This is a genomic window from Neisseria arctica (assembly GCF_022870905.1).
Lineage (GTDB): Bacteria > Pseudomonadota > Gammaproteobacteria > Burkholderiales > Neisseriaceae > Neisseria > Neisseria arctica.
Genome location: NZ_CP091510.1, coordinates 261,199 through 278,987, shown reverse-complemented (window position 1 = coordinate 278,987; position 17,789 = coordinate 261,199). Strand labels below are relative to the sequence as shown.

Sequence of the window (17,789 nt, the reverse complement as noted above, 5' to 3'; positions counted from 1 at the left end):
GTGGTTCTGATAAACCGCTCTGCTCTGCGTCTTTCATAGTGTGGGTATATGCCTAAATAATGATGGAATTAAGAGTGTAGCAGTTTAACCGTAAAATGCAAGGCCGCCCAATCGAAAAAGCCGGTACGCTTCGTACCGGCTTTCAAATCTGCTTTATATTACAACGCACCGTAAGAGTGCAAACCGCTTAAAAACATATTTACGCCGATAAATGCAAAGGCGGTAATGAAAAGGCCGATAACCGCCCACCATGCCAACACCTTGCCACGCCATCCCGCAACAAGGCGCAAGTGCAGCCATACCGCATAATTCAACCATACGATAAACGCCCAAGTTTCTTTCGGATCCCAGCTCCAATAGCGTCCCCATGCATCAGCCGCCCACAACGCACCCAAAATAGTAGCGATAGTAAAGAACAAAAAGCCGACAGCGATCGCTTTATACATCACTTCTTCGATCACCTGTGAAGCAGGCAGCCAGCTTTTACGGCCTTTGGCCTCGGCACGCAATACCGCCAATTCTGCCACACCAAGCATAGCTGAGATACAGAATGCACCATAGCCGATAAAGTTTGCCGGCACATGAATTTTCATCCACCACGATTGCAAGGCAGGAATCAACGGCTGAATGGCATGCGCCTCACGGGATACGCTGTACCACAAAACAAACGACACCAATACCGCCATAAAGGCGAATACGAAACCGCCGAGTTTTTGGATAGCGAATTTTTTCTCATAATAGAGATACATCAAAGCGGTAATCACCATAAACAAAATAAATACTTCGTATAAGGTCGATACCGGAATATGGCCCGCATCAGGGCGCAACAGATAGCTTTCATGCCAGCGCACCAGCATTCCGGTAAAACCAGCCAAAGCCGATACCCAGGCAAACACGCTTGCCATTCCCAAAAGAGTATTGGTTTCCGTATGGCTACGGCGCGCCAACAAGGCACCGGCGATATAGCAGAACCATGCGAAAAAAACAAAAGCGCACTGCCACATAATGGCCGATTGGCTGCTCAGAAAATATTTTAATAAAAAGCGGTCTGTATTAGCGATAGTGCCGCCATAGAGCTGTACCGCCGAATAAGCCAGTATCAGGCTAAGCGGAATAAACCAGCGCAGAGGCTTGAAAAACCAACCGAGAAAAACAGCAGAAACCGCACTGAACCACAAAATGGCCACTTCGTAACCATCCATATGATGGCCGATATGAGTTTGCGCAAAAACGACAGCAAGTACGATAAGTGCGGCAAACAACCAATCCAATACATTCAGACGGCGTATCCATGGTTTCTGCGTCAACAGTTCGTGTTCTAGCAGCCGTTCGGTTTTACTGATTTGCGTCATGGTTCAGATCCTTCGCCAATTGTTTCAAGCGTTGTGTATGTTCGGGGAATTCTTTTTTCAAATCACGCTCATCGCGGCTGGACGACATCGAAAAGCGGATTCTTCCTTGTTCAAACAGCAGCCAAGCACGTTTTTCGCGTACGTAAAACATAAATATCGTGCCCAATACCAGTAACAGCGAACCGATATATACCAATGAGGCTCCCGGAGAGCGGGTCATCTGCAAGCCTGAAGAGCGTACCTCTTTAAAGCCGTCTAGCTGCAACAGTAAAGGCGCCGGATAAACTGTCAAGCCGGTATAGGCATCCATACTGTTGAGCAAAAAGCGGTTTCGCGCTTCATCTTGCGGCCAGGCCGGTAAATTATCACCCTTCAAGGTTTCTTCTAACAAAGCATTCATCGCGCCATACAGAATCTGATAGAAATAATCCTGCATTTTCGTTTGCTCTTCACGCGGGATATTCTGTGCGACAAAATCGTTTAAAGCGATATAGCCGCCCCGTGCAAAAAGGCTCAAGGTATTCTCTACCGCCTGATTAAACTGCGCGCGCGTTTTTTCAGGAGTACCGGCGGTGGCCTGCAATACCGCACGTTTGCGTACTGCCTCGTTGTTCAAAGCCTCACGCAAAGCCATAAAAGTATCAAGTTTGCCCTGTCCGTCTGCCGGCAACCGTAACCAACGATACTGCTGGTTCAGGCCTTCCCGAGTACCGGTAATGAAAAAATAGTCTTTTTCCTGCAGCATCGGCAGCATATAGTTCTTATATTCGACGGCCTGTCCTGCATCATCCCGTATACGGTAAATGATTGAGGGGCCGATATTGGTAAACTTACGCTCTTGCTTTACTGCCCTTACATCCTTGACGATATTCGATAATCCGCCCGCCTTCTCAGACGGCTTGCTCATATCTTCGACATTCATCGAGCTGAATTGCTCGAACTCAATACGATACTTCTTCCCGCCGAGATCCAACGGAAATTGGCGCATTGATACGGCATCCAAAGGAACAGGCTGACGGACCGCAGAAGCCAAATCCCAAGCTTTGAATTTCAAATCGGAGCCGCCATCGGCAAAGCTGGCTTGGTAAATCGTAATACCATGCAAGGTCAACGGATGGTTCACGCGGATAGTACGCTCGATTTTTTCACCGGTTTCTTTATCCGTTACCACCAGATCACTGGCAAAATCCTTAGGCATACCGGTATTGTAAAAATCAATATGAAATTTCTTCAGCTCTACCGAAAAAGGCAGATCCTGCACCAACATCCCTTTGTCGGCATTCAGAAATACCACATCCGCTGCTTGCCCTTCGGTTACGTTGACATTACCGCGAAAAGATAAATTATTGCGGCTTAGCGTACTTTCGGGCTTGAAATCTTTTGCAAAAACAGAATCATTATCCGGTACGACCTTACCCGTCAGCATACCCATCTTCAACAACAGGTTACTATCGATCAAACCGCCCAAGCAGATAACAATAATAGCCAAATGGGCAAAAATATAACCCCATTTGTTCATCGCACCTTTCTTGGCCGCAACTAAAACCGAGCCGTCCTCACGCTCAACTGTTTTAGTATTGAAGCCCTGTACCTGCAGATAACGCACGGCTATCTCCGGTGAAACATCCGGCAATTCCGCAGTATGCTTCATTGAGGCGAGCGACTGTTTGGTGGCCTTGATACGGTAAGAGCGCATTTCCCGCAAAAACGGCGGTATATTGCGCCATAAGCACAAGCTGGTTGAGAGCACCAGAAAAAGCATGATGACCACAAACCAAACCGAGGCATATACGTCGAACAAACCTAAAAACCGGAAAATCTCCATCCAAAACGGACCGAACTTCACCAAATAATCGGCAATCGGCTGCCCCTGCTTCAATACCGTTCCGATGATAGAAGCAATACCGAGCAAGCTCAAAAGCGCGACGGCAAAACGCATGGAGCTTAAAAAAGCAAACCAAGGTCGGCGGATAAGGGGAACGGATTTTTTAGGCTGGCTCATAAACAACTAACTGTATATTTTATACAACAATTAAATTAAAAAATTTCACATCAGTGTAAATAAGGCCGTCTGAAAAGGCTTTCAGACGGCCTTATAAAGACAGCGCAACTTAAATATCCGGTGCTGTCATTGTAATGGATAAGCCCCACCCAACCTTAACCAAATCTTAAAACAACTGAGTTAGAGCGCTTCCGATTTTGTATTTTTAATGCAGACCTTGGATAAAGTTGGCTACCGCATTCAGCTCCTCATCCGACATACGCTTGGCGATATCATTCATGATGGTATTAGTACGCTGGCCGCTTTGATAAGCCTGCATCTGTTGAACAATATAAGCCTTGTGTTGGCCGCCTAAGCGCGGATAAGCAACGATATCCGTACCGCCGGCAGGCATACCCGCACCGCTCGGGCCGTGGCAAGACATACAGGCAGGAACTTTCTTCGCGGCAATACCGCTACGGTAAATCCGGGCACCCAACTCGGGATTTTCCTTAGGATTGGTTTCGCCCGCTTTCGGATATTGGGTAGCGAAAAAAGCCGATACATTGGCGATATCCTGATCAGACAGCGACATTACCAAAGGTGCCATGCTGGCCGCAGCACCTGTCGTGCGCTTGCCCTCTTTAATATCCTTGGTTTGTTTGAAAATATAATTGGCATGCTGGGCCGATAATTTCGGATACATAGCGATACCGCTGTTACCGTCTGCCGCGTGACATGCCGCACAGATATTGGTCGCAATTTCTTTACCCTTAGCGATATCTGCTTTCGGCTGTGCAGCCATTGCTGCGCCTGCAACAACGGCCATAGTCAACAAGGTAAAACGTTTCATGGAGTGCTCCTGATTACAGCATTTCGGCCCGCTGCCGTTATGCCTTCCTATACTCAATACCGGATTTTTTTATTTGTATCCGGCTAAACCGATAATTATATAAACATGGTATTCTATACCAAATTCACACAATTTTACTACATATGAACCTATTTCAAAACGCAAAATTTTTTACAACAGTTAACCATCTCAAAGACCTGCCCGACACTGCTGCCGAAATCGCTTTCGTGGGCCGAAGCAACGCGGGCAAATCAAGTGCTATCAATACCCTGTGCAACCATGTCCGGCTGGCCTATGTTTCCAAAACCCCGGGACGTACCCAGCACATCAATTTTTTCGAACTGGCCAACGGTGCGTTTATGGTTGACTTGCCCGGCTACGGCTATGCCCAAGTACCGGAAGCCATTCGTGCGCACTGGGTGAAACTATTGGGCGATTATCTGCAAAAACGCCCCCAACTGGTCGGCCTGATTTTGATTATGGACGCCCGCCACCCGCTCAAAGAGCTTGATATGCAGATGCTGGATTTTTTTCATATCACCGGCCGCCCCGTGCACATTCTGTTATCGAAAGCAGACAAATTATCCAAAAACGAGCAGATTAAAACTTTGTCGTCCGTCAAAAAGGCGCTAAAACCTTTCAGCGAACGCCAACAAATCAGCGTACAACTTTTCTCCAGCTTAAAAAAAACCGGAAAGGAGGAAGTCAACCAAGTAGTCGCCTCTTGGTTTGAAAACGCTGCTGCCGCTGCCCATGCTTCGGAGTCCTCCCCGCCTCCGCAACCGGAATAACCCAACACACCAATGCCTTCTTGCTAGCCGATGCCCTATACATTTTTCAGACGGCCTGAACAATTCCCTTATAATAAGTAGGCATTTTACAGGCCGTCTGAAACTGATTTATGAAATTTGCCTTTTTTATCTTATATCTTATTCAACTACTACCCTTTTCCGTATTGCACAAAATCGCAGATGCAACCGGCTGGCTGGCTTATTATCTTGTCGCACCCCGCCGCCGCGTAGGCGAAATCAACCTGCTCAAGTGCTTTCCCGAATGGAGCGAAGCGAAGCGGCGCAAAATATTGAAACAACACTTCCGCCATATGGCCAAATTACTTTTCGAATACGGCCTCTATTGGTATGCACCCGCTATCCGCCTACGCAAATTCGTTACCTACCAGGATAAGCACTATCTTGACGATGCTTTGGCTGCGGGAGAAAAAGTCATCCTGCTCTATCCGCACTTTACTGCCTTCGAAATGGCGGTTTACACCCTCAACCAAGACATACCGCTAATCAGTATGTACTCCCATCAAAAAAACCAAGCGATGGACGAACAAATACTTAAAGGCCGCCATCGCTATAACAATGTTTTCCTGATTGGGCGCACAGAGGGCTTACGCGCCATCATCAAACAAATACGAAAAAGCGATGCGCCATTTCTCTATCTGCCCGATCAAGACTTTGGCCGCAACGATTCTATTTTTGTTAATTTCTTTGATATCCAAACTGCCACAATTGCAGGCCTAAGCCGAATCGCCGCCATGACCGGCGCAAAAGTCATCCCCGCCATTCCCACCCGCCTGAAAGACAACACCGTTGTTTTACGCTTTTATCCGGCTTGGGAAAACTTTCCCGGTAACGACACCGTAGCCGATACCCAGCGCATGAATGACTTTATCGAAGCCCGTGTTCGTGAAAATCCCGAGCAATACTTTTGGCTGCACAAGCGCTTTAAAACCCGTCCTGAGGGTGAAGCGGGATTCTATAATTAACGGCTCTCTCAAAAGCCTTTTCTATAGCGTATGTCCAAGGCACAGAAAAGGCTTTTCACTGATTTCACTATCAAGCCATATTTTCAAGCACCACACTCCATAACTACATTTCATTACATTTTTATTTCAGCATGATAAAAATTCATTCCGATATTAAAAATAAATAATTTCATAAAAATCCATCAAATAAATTTATACCATTTAAAATCAATAAATTAAAATCATCAGTACTTTTCCCTGCGCTACTCCTGCATTCTAAAAAAATGATTACATGATAATAAAGTGCTTAAATAATCTTATTTTAAAGCAGAATAATTTACAAAAAGACATCAGGCGAAGGAAAATTTTAAAACGGAACAAGAATCCTAAGATAAAGAAAAATAAAATTTTTTTATACACTCCTTGGCAATTTAAAAAAAAGCAGGTACATTTCCACTACACTGAGTTACATGCTTGGGAGAGCATGGCTACGGTCGGAATCCAAAAATCAAGCGAGAACAAAGGAGTTGAGTATGTCTAACTATCAGGACGAAATTAAAAAAGCAGGTGATCTGAAACGTGAAATGGGCGATAGCTGGCACGATATCACGCCCGAATATGTCGCACGCATGCGCCTGCAAAACCGCTTCAAGACAGGCCTTGATATTGCCAAATACACTGCCGCTATTATGCGCAAAGACATGGCCGAATACGATGCCGACCCTGCAAAATACACCCAATCACTCGGATGCTGGCACGGTTTTGTCGGCCAGCAAAAGTTGATTTCTATCAAGAAGCACCAAAAAACTACCGACAAACGTTATCTCTACCTCTCCGGCTGGATGGTGGCGGGCTTGCGTTCTAAATTCGGTCCTCTACCCGATCAATCCATGCACGAAAAAACAACCGTGCCGGAATTGATCGAAGAGCTCTATACCTTCTTGCGCCAAGCCGACGCACGCGAACTGGATTTGCTCTTTACCGCTCTGGATGCAGCCAATGCGGAAGGCGATACAGCCAAAGCCAAAGAAATCCAAGACCAAATCGACAATTTCGAAACCCATGTGGTACCGATTATTGCTGATATTGATGCAGGTTTCGGTAACGCTGAAGCTACTTACCTGCTGGCGAAGAAAATGATTGAAGCCGGCGCCTGCTGTATCCAAATCGAAAACCAAGTATCAGATGAAAAACAATGTGGCCACCAAGATGGTAAAGTCACCGTACCGCATGTTGACTTCTTGGCTAAAATCAACGCCGTACGTTACGCTTTCTTAGAATTGGGCGTAGATGACGGCGTTATTGTGGCCCGTACCGACTCTTTGGGCGCAGGCCTGACTAAACAAATCGCCTATTCTACCGAACCGGGCGACTTGGGCGACCAATACAATTCTTTCCTCGACGGTGAAGAAATTACCGATATCAGCCAAGTGAAACCCGGCGACGTTATCGTAAATACCAACGGCAAAACCATCAAACCCGTACGTTTGCCAAGCAATCTGTTCCAGTTTAAGAAAGGTACCGGCGTAGACCGTGTCGTACTTGACTGTATCACTTCGCTGCAAAACGGTGCCGACCTGCTGTGGATTGAAACTGAAAAACCGCATATCGGCCAAATTAAGGAAATGGTAGACAAAATCCGAGAAACCATTCCGAATGCCAAATTGGTATACAACAACAGCCCGTCTTTCAACTGGACCTTAAACTTCCGTCAACAAGTATTCGATGCTTGGAGCGAAGCCGGCAAAGACGTTTCTGCCTATGATCGCACTAAGCTGATGAGTGCCGAATATGATGAAAGTGATCTGGCTAAAGAAGCAGACGAGCGCATCCGCACCTTCCAACGCGATGCATCGGCTCAAGCAGGTATCTTCCACCACCTGATTACTCTGCCGACTTACCACACAACCGCACTTTCTACCGATACTCTGGCCAAAGGCTACTTTGCGGAAGACGGCATGCTGGCATATGTGAAAAACGTACAACGCCAAGAGATCCGCAACGGTATTGCTTGTGTGAAACACCAAAATATGGCCGGTTCGGACATTGGTGACAACCACAAAGAATACTTTGCCGGTGAAGCCGCACTGAAAGCCGGCGGCAAAGACAATACCATGAATCAATTCCACTAAATTATTCATGCGACATATAGTTTCAGACGGCATACGCTGCTCCCTAAGGAGGCCGTCTGAAGCTTACCGGCTTTATCTGCGTAGAGTTGAGCTGCGTGGATAAAGACAGGCGAAAGCCTGTATTGTTTGTGAAGCGTAAATCTCTGATTTGAGGTATTTAGGGCAATCTTTCGGGATTGCCCCTTTTTTTATATACGGTAAGCAAGCCGTCTTGCTATGCAGGCAGAAACACCGTACAGTTCAATTCGATATTGGTAATTTTTATCCAACCGTTTTACTAATTTCCGCAGTTTTCTTAATAATTTCGGCGGATATCGAGACGGCTTTACCGAAAATTCCCGCCCAATCCAGATCAAACCCGACTAACCGTCCCAACCCACTCTAAGGCTGATAAACATGACACCACAAACCATTCTTGATTTTTGGTTTTCCGATACGGCCAAGCCCTACTGGTTTGCAAAAAGCGAAGCCTTCGATCGCAAGCTATCCAAACGCTTCGGCGAGATACTGAAGCAAGCTGCTGCGGGAGAGCTCTATACATGGCGCACCTCTTTGAAGGGGCGCTTGGCCGAAATCATCATACTTGACCAATTCTCCCGCAATATTTACCGCGACACCCCCCAAGCATTCTCTCAAGATGCAATGGCACTGGCTTTAGCGCAAGAGGCCGTTGCCCAACCTGGTTTTGCCCAAATGCCCGCACATGAACGGCATTTCATACTTATGCCCTACATGCACTCTGAATCCGCTCTGATTCACGAACGAAGCCTACCATTATTCGATGCATTAAATAATACCAATACCTTAGACTTCGAGCTCAGACACCAAGCGATTATCCGGCGTTTCGGCCGTTATCCTCACCGCAACACTATTCTCGGGCGCATAAGCACTGATGAAGAACTAGCATTTCTACAAGAAGAAGGCTCTTCTTTTTAACCCGAAATCGGCATTCTGCACACCAAGGTAATCGGTATCAGACTACAAAACCTATGCCGATTACTTGAATTCTCTCTAGTAGAGTAGCGGCATAAAACCGTAATACACAATGATGTTACATATCAAAATGCGTTTATTCCGCCTACCCTTATTTACCGATAATAAATCTTATTGTTTACACTGCCGATTAATGCTATTTTCTATTCTAAGCATACCGCCTGCACAACTACTCTATTACGCCGTCTGAAAACTGTAACCATAAGGTATGCAGACAACACTCAACACTTTATATCCGACTTGAATCTCCGGTTTCCCATTCCAGCCCGAAGGAGTTACCTATGGCAGTAAATTTGCGCGAAAAAGAAGCTACTGAAATTTTAGCCGTTGAAGGCACACAGGTTTTTATCGGACAAGCCGGTATTAAAAAGCCAAACCATTCCGACCTAACCCTAATCATTCTCAACAACAATAATACAGTGGGGGCAGTTTTCACCCAAAACCGCTTCTGCGCAGCTCCCGTGCATATTGCCAAACAACACCTTGTCAATGAAAACGGTATCCGCGCTTTAATTATCAATACAGGCAATGCCAATGCCGGCACGGGCATTCAAGGACGTGAAGATGCTTTAGCGGTATGCAAGGCAGTTGCTCATCAGGTCGGTTGCGCTGTCGAACAAGTTTTACCCTTTTCCACCGGCGTGATTTTGGAACCTCTACCTGTCGATAAAATCAACCAAGCCCTGCCGAATCTGAAGCCAGCACATTGGAACGATGCCGCACGCGCTATTATGACAACCGATACAGTACCCAAAGCAGCCAGCCGCGAGGGCAAAGTCGGCGATAACCATATCGTCCGCGCTACCGGCATTTCTAAAGGCGCAGGCATGATTTGCCCGAATATGGCTACCATGCTCGGCTTTATCGTTACCGATGCAAAAGTCTCGCAACCCGTTTTGCAAATGCTCACTCAAGAAATTGCCGATGCCTCGTTCAACAGCATTACAGTAGACGGAGACACCAGCACCAACGACAGTTTTGTGATTGTAGCCACAGGCAAGTGCGGCCAAAGCGAGATCGACAATATTGCCGATCCCCGCTACGATCAATTGAAAGAGCTGTTAGAAGGCTTAGCCGTCGAGCTGGCCCAAGCCATTGTGCGCGATGGGGAAGGTGCGACAAAATTCATTACCATCCAAGTCGAAAATGCCGAGAGCCGCGAAGAAGCGCGCAAAGTGGCTTATGCCATTGCACACTCACCGCTTGTTAAAACCGCCTTTTTTGCCAGCGATCCCAACTTAGGCCGCCTACTGGCTGCCATCGGTTACTCCGGTATAGCACATCTCGATACCGATAAAGTACGTTTATGGTTAGGCGATGTATTGGTCGCAGAAAACGGCGGCCGGGCTGCCAGCTATACCGAAGAAGCAGGCCAGGAAGTTATGAAACCGAATGAAATTACCGTACGTGTCGATTTACAGCGTGGCAATGCGCAGGCTACTATTTATACCTGCGATTTATCCAAAGAATATGTCGCCATTAATGCCGACTACCGCAGCTGAAAAATGAAACACCCCAAAATATAATATTTTAACGGATGCCGCCTGCGACAATCCTGAGTATTTTTCAGACGGCATCCCTCTATAAAATAAAACTTTCTACAAAGAAATCTTTCCGGTACTACCACAGGAGAAATACCATGCCTCGTCTACATCCCGAAACCACACTCTGTATCGTTGTCGACATTCAAGAGCGTCTGATGCCTGCCCTGCACCAAGCAGAAACTATGGTTGAAAAAAGCCGTACCATGTTGCAAGGCCTACATGCGCTGGAAATACCGGTGATTGCCACCGAGCAATATCCTAAAGGATTGGGCAGCACGGTGAATGCCGTCAAACTGCTGCTTGAAAACGCGCCGATTTTTGAAAAAACCCGCTTTTCCGCTTATACGGACGAAGTGGCTGCCGCGTTAAAACAACACAACCGGCGCAATATTATTTTGGTAGGTGCCGAAGCACATGTTTGTATGTTGCAAACCGTATTGGATTTGCGCGAAGCCGGATATGATGTATATATTCCTTTTGAGTGCACCACCTCGCGCAATCCCGACAACAAAGAAAATGCTTTGGAACAAATGCGGGATAACGGCGCCGTTGTATCAAATGTAGAAAGCATTTTGTTCGAGCTAATGAACGATGCCAAACATCCGGTATTTAAAACCGTTTCCAAGCTGATCCAGTAAAACCAAGCCGCGCAAGCCTTTATTACGCTACATTCCTCATGCCGTCTGAAAATGGGATTATTCATATTTCAGACGGCCGCTTATGCCTTTTTTATCCTAATTTCTAAATATGCAGCCTTACACCATCAGTACAGCCACTCAAGACGACTTACCCGCTATTGTCGATATTTACAACAGCACCATCGAAAGCCGCCAATCCACAGCCGATTTACAACCTGTCAGCATTGCCAGTCGGCAGGAATGGTTTGATGCACATCACGGCAACCGCCCGTTATATGTGTTAAAAAACCCGTCTGGCGAAGTACTCGCTTGGGGTAGTTACAGTGACTATTACCCGCGCCAAGCCTACCATATCAGTGCAGAAATCAGCCTGTATGTCCGCCATGACACACGTGGTGTAGGTGTCGGGAAAATCTTGCTACGACATATGCTCGAACGCGCACCATCTCTCGGCATACGCAATGCATTGGCCGTGATATACGGGCACAACCATCCCAGTTTGCGCTTATTCCATACATTCGGCTTCGAAGAGTGGGGACGTCTACCCGGCGTATGCGACCTGCAAGACTTTACTGCCGATATTATTATTCTAGGTAAGAAAATTATTGACTGAAGCCGTCTGAAACAAACATACACAAATAAATAATTTGTTTTACAATAAAACACCACAACTACTAATAATAAACTGCAGAAATTATTGTAACAGTATGAACGAACACCAAACCCCGCCCACCGCCGTCGGCGACGATTATCTGCTGCTCGGCCAATATGCCGAACGTGCCTATCTCGAATATGCCATGAGCGTTGTTAAAGGCCGCGCCCTGCCCGATGTTTCAGACGGCCAAAAACCGGTACAACGCCGCATTCTGTACGCCATGCAGGATATGGGACTGACTCATGGCGCCAAGCCTGTCAAATCGGCACGGGTGGTGGGTGAAATTCTCGGCAAATACCACCCGCACGGCGATAGCTCAGCCTATGAAGCCATGGTGCGCATGGCACAAGATTTTACCCTGCGTTATCCGCTGATTGACGGCATCGGCAATTTCGGCTCACGTGATGGCGACGGTGCCGCCGCCATGCGTTATACCGAAGCCCGGCTGACCCCGATTGCAGAATTACTGTTATCGGAAATCAAAATGGGAACCGTCGACTTCGTTCCCAACTACGACGGAGCCTTCGAAGAACCCGTCCACCTGCCAGCCCGCCTACCGATGGTGTTGCTCAACGGCGCCTCTGGCATTGCAGTGGGCATGGCAACCGAAATCCCTTCGCATAATCTGACCGAAGTTACCCAAGCGGCAATCGCCCTATTGAAAAAACCAAACATGGATACGGCTGCCTTAATGCAGTATATTCCGGCTCCAGACTTTGCCGGAGGCGGTCAAATCATCACCCCTGCCTCCGACTTGCAAAATATCTATGAAAGCGGCAAAGGCAGCATCCGTGTGCGTGCCCGCTACGAAATCGAAAAATTGGCACGCGGCCAGTGGCGCGTTATCGTAACCGAACTGCCGCCCAACACCAGCGCCCAAAAAATCTTGGCGGAAATCGAAGAACAAACCAACCCAAAACCCAAAGCAGGCAAAAAACAACTTAACCAAGACCAGCTCAATACCAAAAAACTGATGCTGGAATTGATTGAAAAAGTACGTGACGAAAGCGACAGCGAAGCACCCGTTCGCTTGGTATTCGAACCCAAATCCAGCCGCATCGAGCCTGAAAACTTCGTCAACACCCTGATGGCGCAAACCAGCCTAGAGGGTAATGTTTCGATGAACTTGGTTATGATGGGTACAGACAACCGTCCGGCACAAAAAAATCTGAAATCCATCCTGCAAGAGTGGCTTGATTTCCGGATTACCACCGTCACACGCCGTCTGAAATTCAGACTCAACCAAGTTGAAAAGCGCATCCATATTCTTGACGGGCGCATGATTGCATTCTTGCATATCGATGAAGTTATCCGCGTGATCCGCGAATCAGACGAACCCAAGCCCGAACTCATGACTGCGTTCAACCTAAGCGAAATACAAGCCGAAGACATTCTCGAAATCCGCCTACGCCAACTCGCCCGTCTGGAAGGTTTCAAACTCGAACAAGAATTAAACGACTTGCGCGAAGAACAAGGCCGTCTGAACCTGCTTTTGAGTGATGAAAATGAAAAGCACAAACTCATCATCAAAGAAATGCAGGCCGATATGAAACAATTCGGTGACGAACGGCGTACCTTAGTAGAAGCAGCCGACCGTGCCACACTCACTCAAACTACGGCCGACGAACCGATTACACTGATCCTTTCGCAACAGGGCTGGATACGCAGCCGTGTCGGCCACGGCCTTGACTTAAGCCAAACCACATTTAAAGAGGGCGACGGCTTGAAACAGGTATTAGAAGGCCGAACCGTATGGCCAGTTATCGTGCTTGATTCTTTGGGCCGGACATACACTCTTGACGCAGCTGAAATTCCCGGTGGTCGTGGAGACGGCGTGCCTCTTGGCTCGCTTATCGACCTGCAAAACGGTGCAGAAGTCGTATCTATTGTTACCGGCCTGCCCGAACAACATTATCTTTTAAGCAACAGCGGCGCATACGGCTTTATCGCCAAACAAGCAGACTTAGTCAGCCGTATCAAAACAGGCAAAGTCGTTATGACTTTAGAACCGGGAGAAAAAGTACTTGCTCCCGTCCCGATATATGCCGTCTCATTAATCAATCCGGAATGCAAAGTCATCTTGGCTTCCAGCGACAACCGTTTACTGGCATTTTCAATAGGCGAACTCAAAGTAATGGCAAAAGGCCGCGGCTTGCAATTGATGAATTTGGCGGACAATGCATCACTAACCCACGTTACCGTATCTTCGGCACAAGATTTTGTCGTAGAAAGCACCGGCCGACGCAGCGCGCACCACAGTGAGCGGCTCCGAATCCGGGATATCGACAACAAACGGGGGCGAAAAGGTAAAATTTTACAGATAAACGGTTATTTAAACCGCTTATCGGCAATTGATGCAGATGATGCAACCTTCGGATAGCATGTAATAGTTATCTTGCTGATTTTCAGCAGAGCACAGGACATATCTTTACAATGAGCTCAAACGGCCTATTTTTAAGAGGCGATTGGGAAGTACAAAGTGAACGCATTCCCGGTTTAATCAACATCGCCCGTATTGCCATCGTATTTTCTCTGTTGGTATTTCACATCATTAGTGAATATGCCGGCATAGGTGCGACTTCGGTTGGCCTGTTTAATCCAATTGAGTTTTATACTTGGGCTGCTGTATACGGTGTGATTATTTTTCTAACCGTTTTCCGTCCGGGCTGGCAAGAGCAAACACTCGAGCTTCCTAGCGCCAGTGCCGTAGCCGACATCTCTATGATGGCTTGGCTTACCTATATAGCTGGCGGCATACAGTCCGGTTTCGGTATTCTGATACTACCCTTTATCGCCACCTCATGCCTACTGAGCCATGGCCGTTATCCGATGCTGTATGCCGGTTATGCCGCCATGCTGGTCGCCATCAACCTGTTTTTGCGCAATCAAGTTGGTTTTTGGGACAAGCCTTGGGAAAGCGGAGTATTAATTTCAGCCGCTCTTTTGATAGCTGCCGGTTTTCTGGTAGCAGCCCTCACCGCATTTTCGGCTACCTACCTGCAAGCCGCTACCGAATCTGCCAGCAAACACAAACTGGCCTACCGCCGTGTAAGCGGTTTGAACCGTTTGGTACTCAACCGCGTTCAAGAAGCGGTTATTGTTATTGATGCGACCCAGCGCGTATGGCTTTTCAACCGTCAGGCTAAAACTTACTTTCCGGGATTGGCCATCGACAGCCGAGAAGAAGCATTTACCGATTTGGTTATACGCTGGCGCTATCAGCCTGAAAAACCATTTGAAACCGATATCCATATTTTCCAACATGCCATGCATGTACGCGCAGTTCCCCTGATACAGGAAAATACCGAACTCCTGATGCTGTATGTACGCTCTCTACGCGAAGTAGCCGCCGAAGCCATGGCAAACAAACTGGCTTCACTCGGCCAACTGACAGCCAATCTCGCTCATGAGATACGCAACCCCATGTCGGCTATACGTCATGCTAATGATTTGTTGCAAGAAGACGATACCGACCCCGCAAAACTGAAATTACACAATATTATCGACAGCAATATCCAGCGTATCGACAAAATGCTCGAAGATGTTTCGCTTCTGAATAAGCGCGACACAATCAGCCGCTCTCCTATCAATCTGATGAAATTCTGGTTAGAGTTCAAACAAGAATTCACCCTGAATAATCCTGATGCCATCAAATGTATCAAAATGAATATGGAAGGCAAAAACCTCAGCGTAGTTGCCGACCCGATGCACGTACAACAAATTATGTGGAACCTATGCAACAATGCTTGGCGCCACAGCCGTAAAGACGAGCATGCCGTTACCGTTCTCTTCAAACCGAGCGGCCGCATGCATATCTCGATCGTAGTTGCCGATAACGGCAAAGGTGTACCCGCCGACTTGCGTAACCGCTTGTTTGAACCTTTTTTCACGACGGAAAAACAAGGTACCGGCTTGGGCTTGTATGTGGCCCGGGAACTTGCACACGCCAATCTGGGCCAACTCCACTACCATCCGGAAATGAACGGATTTGAATTGATTTTACCAAGAGAAAACAATGAGCAAACATAATCTGCAAGATCCGGTGTTGGTTGTAGATGACGAGGCCGATATTCGTGATTTGATGGAAATGACCCTGATGAAGATGGGGCTGCGCGTTGAAACCGCCGTTGGAGTAGAAGACGCCAAAAACAAACTGGATGAAAACGACTACTCTCTCGTACTCACGGATATGCGCATGCCCGACGGTTCGGGGCTGGAAGTCGTCCAATATATCGATGAATTGATGCTCGATACGCCTGTTGCGGTGATTACTGCTTTCGGCAATGCCGATCATGCCGTTGAAGCACTCAAAGCCGGTGCATTTGATTACCTGCAAAAACCCATTACATTGTCCCAGTTACGTTCGTTGGTCAAATCTGCCGTTCAGGTAAATGAAGAGCCTACGATAACCCCCGCTACTACAGTAGCAGCACCTACACCACCGCAAGCCGCGGCCGAAACAGCTTCTTATTCGGCTAGAAGTATACCGCGTACCACACCTAATACCCGCGTGTCGCCGGCTGCCAATCCGAAAGCACTTACTCCCCAACCGTTTCGAAGCAGCATTAGTAATGAAGGCCCCATCCCTGAAAATCTACGTAACCTGCGCAACCGTTTTAGTGTAGCGCCCTCTTTTAAACCCAATGCAGAACTTCAAGAAGCGGTAGCAGAAGAAGTTGATGAGCCGGATATGCCGCGGCTTTTGGGTCATTCGCCGCAGATGGAAGAAGTGCGCCATCTGATCCGCCGTTTGGCATCCAGCAATGTACCTGTTTACATTTCAGGTGAATCAGGTAGTGGTAAAGAGCAGGCTGCCCGTACTATTCACGAATTATCCGAGCGGGCGAATGGTCCTTTTATTGCCGTCAACTGTGGCGCCATCCCCGAAAACCTTATGGAGAGTGAATTTTTCGGTTACAAAAAAGGCAGTTTTACCGGAGCAGATACCGACCGCTTGGGCTTTTTCCAGCATGCGAACGGTGGTACGCTGTTTCTGGATGAAGTAGCCGATTTGCCACTTTCGATGCAAGTCAAATTACTCAGGGCCATTCAAGAAAAAGCCGTACGCCGCATTGGCGAAGCACGGGAAACTTTCGTAGATGTACGGATTGTATGCGCAACACATAAAAACTTGGAAACCCTAGTAGAAAACGGCCAATTCCGCCAAGACTTATACTACCGTCTCAATGTGGTTTCTCTCCATATGCCGCCATTGCGTGAAATGCGGGAAGACTTAGGTCCGCTTATCATGCGTTTACTCAAAAAACACGGTAGCGGACAGCAACCTTACAAACTAACCCCGCAAGCCCAAGAAGCATTACTGCACTATAGCTATCCCGGCAACTTCCGTGAGCTGGAAAATATTCTTGAGCGTGCCGTTGCCCTATCCGTCGGTCATATCATCCAATTGGATGATCTGCAAATACAAGCTACCCCTTCCCATCAAGAAAAAAGTAATACACCCGTACCCGCCGAAAAAATAAACTCCGTAGAAGAAGAATCACCGCTTGCATTCAGCAACAGCGAGCATGGCGAGTTTGTCCCGGGGAAAATGCAAATTCAAGATTATCTCGACAATATAGAACGCAATATTATCGAACAAGCCTTGCAACAGACCCGCTATAACCGCACACAAGCAGCAAAATTATTGGGTATCAGCTTCCGCTCCATGCGCTATCGTATGGAAAGATTGGATATCAATTAATGCGATTATATATGTTTCAGACGGCCTAAATAAGTGGCATACAATTCCCGAATCTATATGGTAGGGTTACAACCTCAAGGTATGCCTGCCTTACCATTATTTGCCGTTATAAATTATTTCCTTATCATTATAAAATGATGATTTGCACGCACGCCGTCTGAAACTCCCCCCCACCTTCTAACCA

Annotated in this window: 13 protein-coding genes; 10 read left to right on the top strand and 3 right to left on the bottom strand. The window is 47.3% G+C overall.

Going from position 1 to position 17,789, the window contains the following annotated elements:
• Window positions 1-158: 158 nt before the first annotated feature.
• The 3 genes from ccsB to LVJ86_RS01195 all read right to left on the bottom strand — a co-directional run bounded on the left by ccsB (window position 159) and on the right by LVJ86_RS01195 (window position 4,186).
• Window positions 159-1,352, bottom strand: a complete 1,194-nt coding sequence (gene ccsB / locus LVJ86_RS01205; RefSeq protein ID WP_047759997.1) for a c-type cytochrome biogenesis protein CcsB — start codon at window positions 1,350-1,352, stop codon at window positions 159-161.
• Window positions 1,336-3,291 carry a cytochrome c biogenesis protein ResB gene (locus tag LVJ86_RS01200; RefSeq protein ID WP_200900152.1) on the bottom strand — a complete coding sequence of 652 codons (1,956 nt, stop codon included), beginning with the start codon at window positions 3,289-3,291 and terminating at the stop codon, window positions 1,336-1,338. Before LVJ86_RS01200 ends, ccsB begins: the two co-directional genes overlap by 17 nt.
• A 268-nt stretch (window positions 3,292-3,559) precedes the next feature.
• The gene (locus LVJ86_RS01195) at window positions 3,560-4,186 is read right to left on the bottom strand and encodes a c-type cytochrome (RefSeq protein WP_047759999.1); all 627 of its coding nucleotides are present in this window, start codon (window positions 4,184-4,186) and stop codon (window positions 3,560-3,562) included.
• 143 nt (window positions 4,187-4,329) lie between these two features.
• Between LVJ86_RS01195 and yihA the strand changes: the two genes are divergently transcribed.
• The 10 genes from yihA (at window position 4,330) to LVJ86_RS01145 (ending at window position 17,605) form a co-directional block, all read left to right on the top strand.
• The gene (yihA, locus tag LVJ86_RS01190) at window positions 4,330-4,977 is read left to right on the top strand and encodes a ribosome biogenesis GTP-binding protein YihA/YsxC (protein WP_047760000.1); all 648 of its coding nucleotides are present in this window, start codon (window positions 4,330-4,332) and stop codon (window positions 4,975-4,977) included.
• Between the two features lie 110 nt (window positions 4,978-5,087).
• Entirely contained in the window at window positions 5,088-5,960 is an 873-nt protein-coding gene (locus LVJ86_RS01185; protein ID WP_047760001.1) for a lipid A biosynthesis lauroyl acyltransferase, read from the top strand.
• Window positions 5,961-6,472: 512 nt separating this feature from the next.
• Window positions 6,473-8,071 (top strand): isocitrate lyase, encoded by a 1,599-nt coding sequence (locus tag LVJ86_RS01180; protein ID WP_047760003.1) that lies wholly within the window; start codon window positions 6,473-6,475, stop codon window positions 8,069-8,071.
• Between the two features lie 396 nt (window positions 8,072-8,467).
• The gene (locus LVJ86_RS01175) at window positions 8,468-9,007 is read left to right on the top strand and encodes a DUF924 family protein (RefSeq protein ID WP_047760004.1); all 540 of its coding nucleotides are present in this window, start codon (window positions 8,468-8,470) and stop codon (window positions 9,005-9,007) included.
• 338 nt (window positions 9,008-9,345) lie between these two features.
• Window positions 9,346-10,566, top strand: coding sequence for a bifunctional glutamate N-acetyltransferase/amino-acid acetyltransferase ArgJ (gene argJ / locus LVJ86_RS01170; RefSeq protein WP_047760005.1), 1,221 nt, complete (start codon window positions 9,346-9,348; stop codon window positions 10,564-10,566).
• 137 nt (window positions 10,567-10,703) lie between these two features.
• Window positions 10,704-11,246: an isochorismatase family protein gene (locus LVJ86_RS01165; RefSeq protein WP_047760006.1), complete on the top strand. Its 543-nt coding sequence runs from the start codon at window positions 10,704-10,706 to the stop codon at window positions 11,244-11,246.
• 109 nt (window positions 11,247-11,355) lie between these two features.
• Window positions 11,356-11,859, top strand: a complete 504-nt coding sequence (locus tag LVJ86_RS01160) for a GNAT family N-acetyltransferase (protein WP_047760007.1) — start codon at window positions 11,356-11,358, stop codon at window positions 11,857-11,859.
• A gap of 94 nt (window positions 11,860-11,953) precedes the next feature.
• A complete protein-coding gene (parC, locus tag LVJ86_RS01155) occupies window positions 11,954-14,281 on the top strand; it encodes a DNA topoisomerase IV subunit A (protein ID WP_047760008.1) in 2,328 nt (775 codons plus the stop codon).
• Window positions 14,282-14,334: 53 nt separating this feature from the next.
• On the top strand, window positions 14,335-15,930 hold the full coding sequence (locus LVJ86_RS01150) for a two-component system sensor histidine kinase NtrB (RefSeq protein ID WP_047760009.1): 1,596 nt from the start codon (window positions 14,335-14,337) through the stop codon (window positions 15,928-15,930).
• 52 nt (window positions 15,931-15,982) lie between these two features.
• Entirely contained in the window at window positions 15,983-17,605 is a 1,623-nt protein-coding gene (locus LVJ86_RS01145; RefSeq protein ID WP_483310652.1) for a sigma-54-dependent transcriptional regulator, read from the top strand.
• Window positions 17,606-17,789 lie beyond the last annotated feature (184 nt).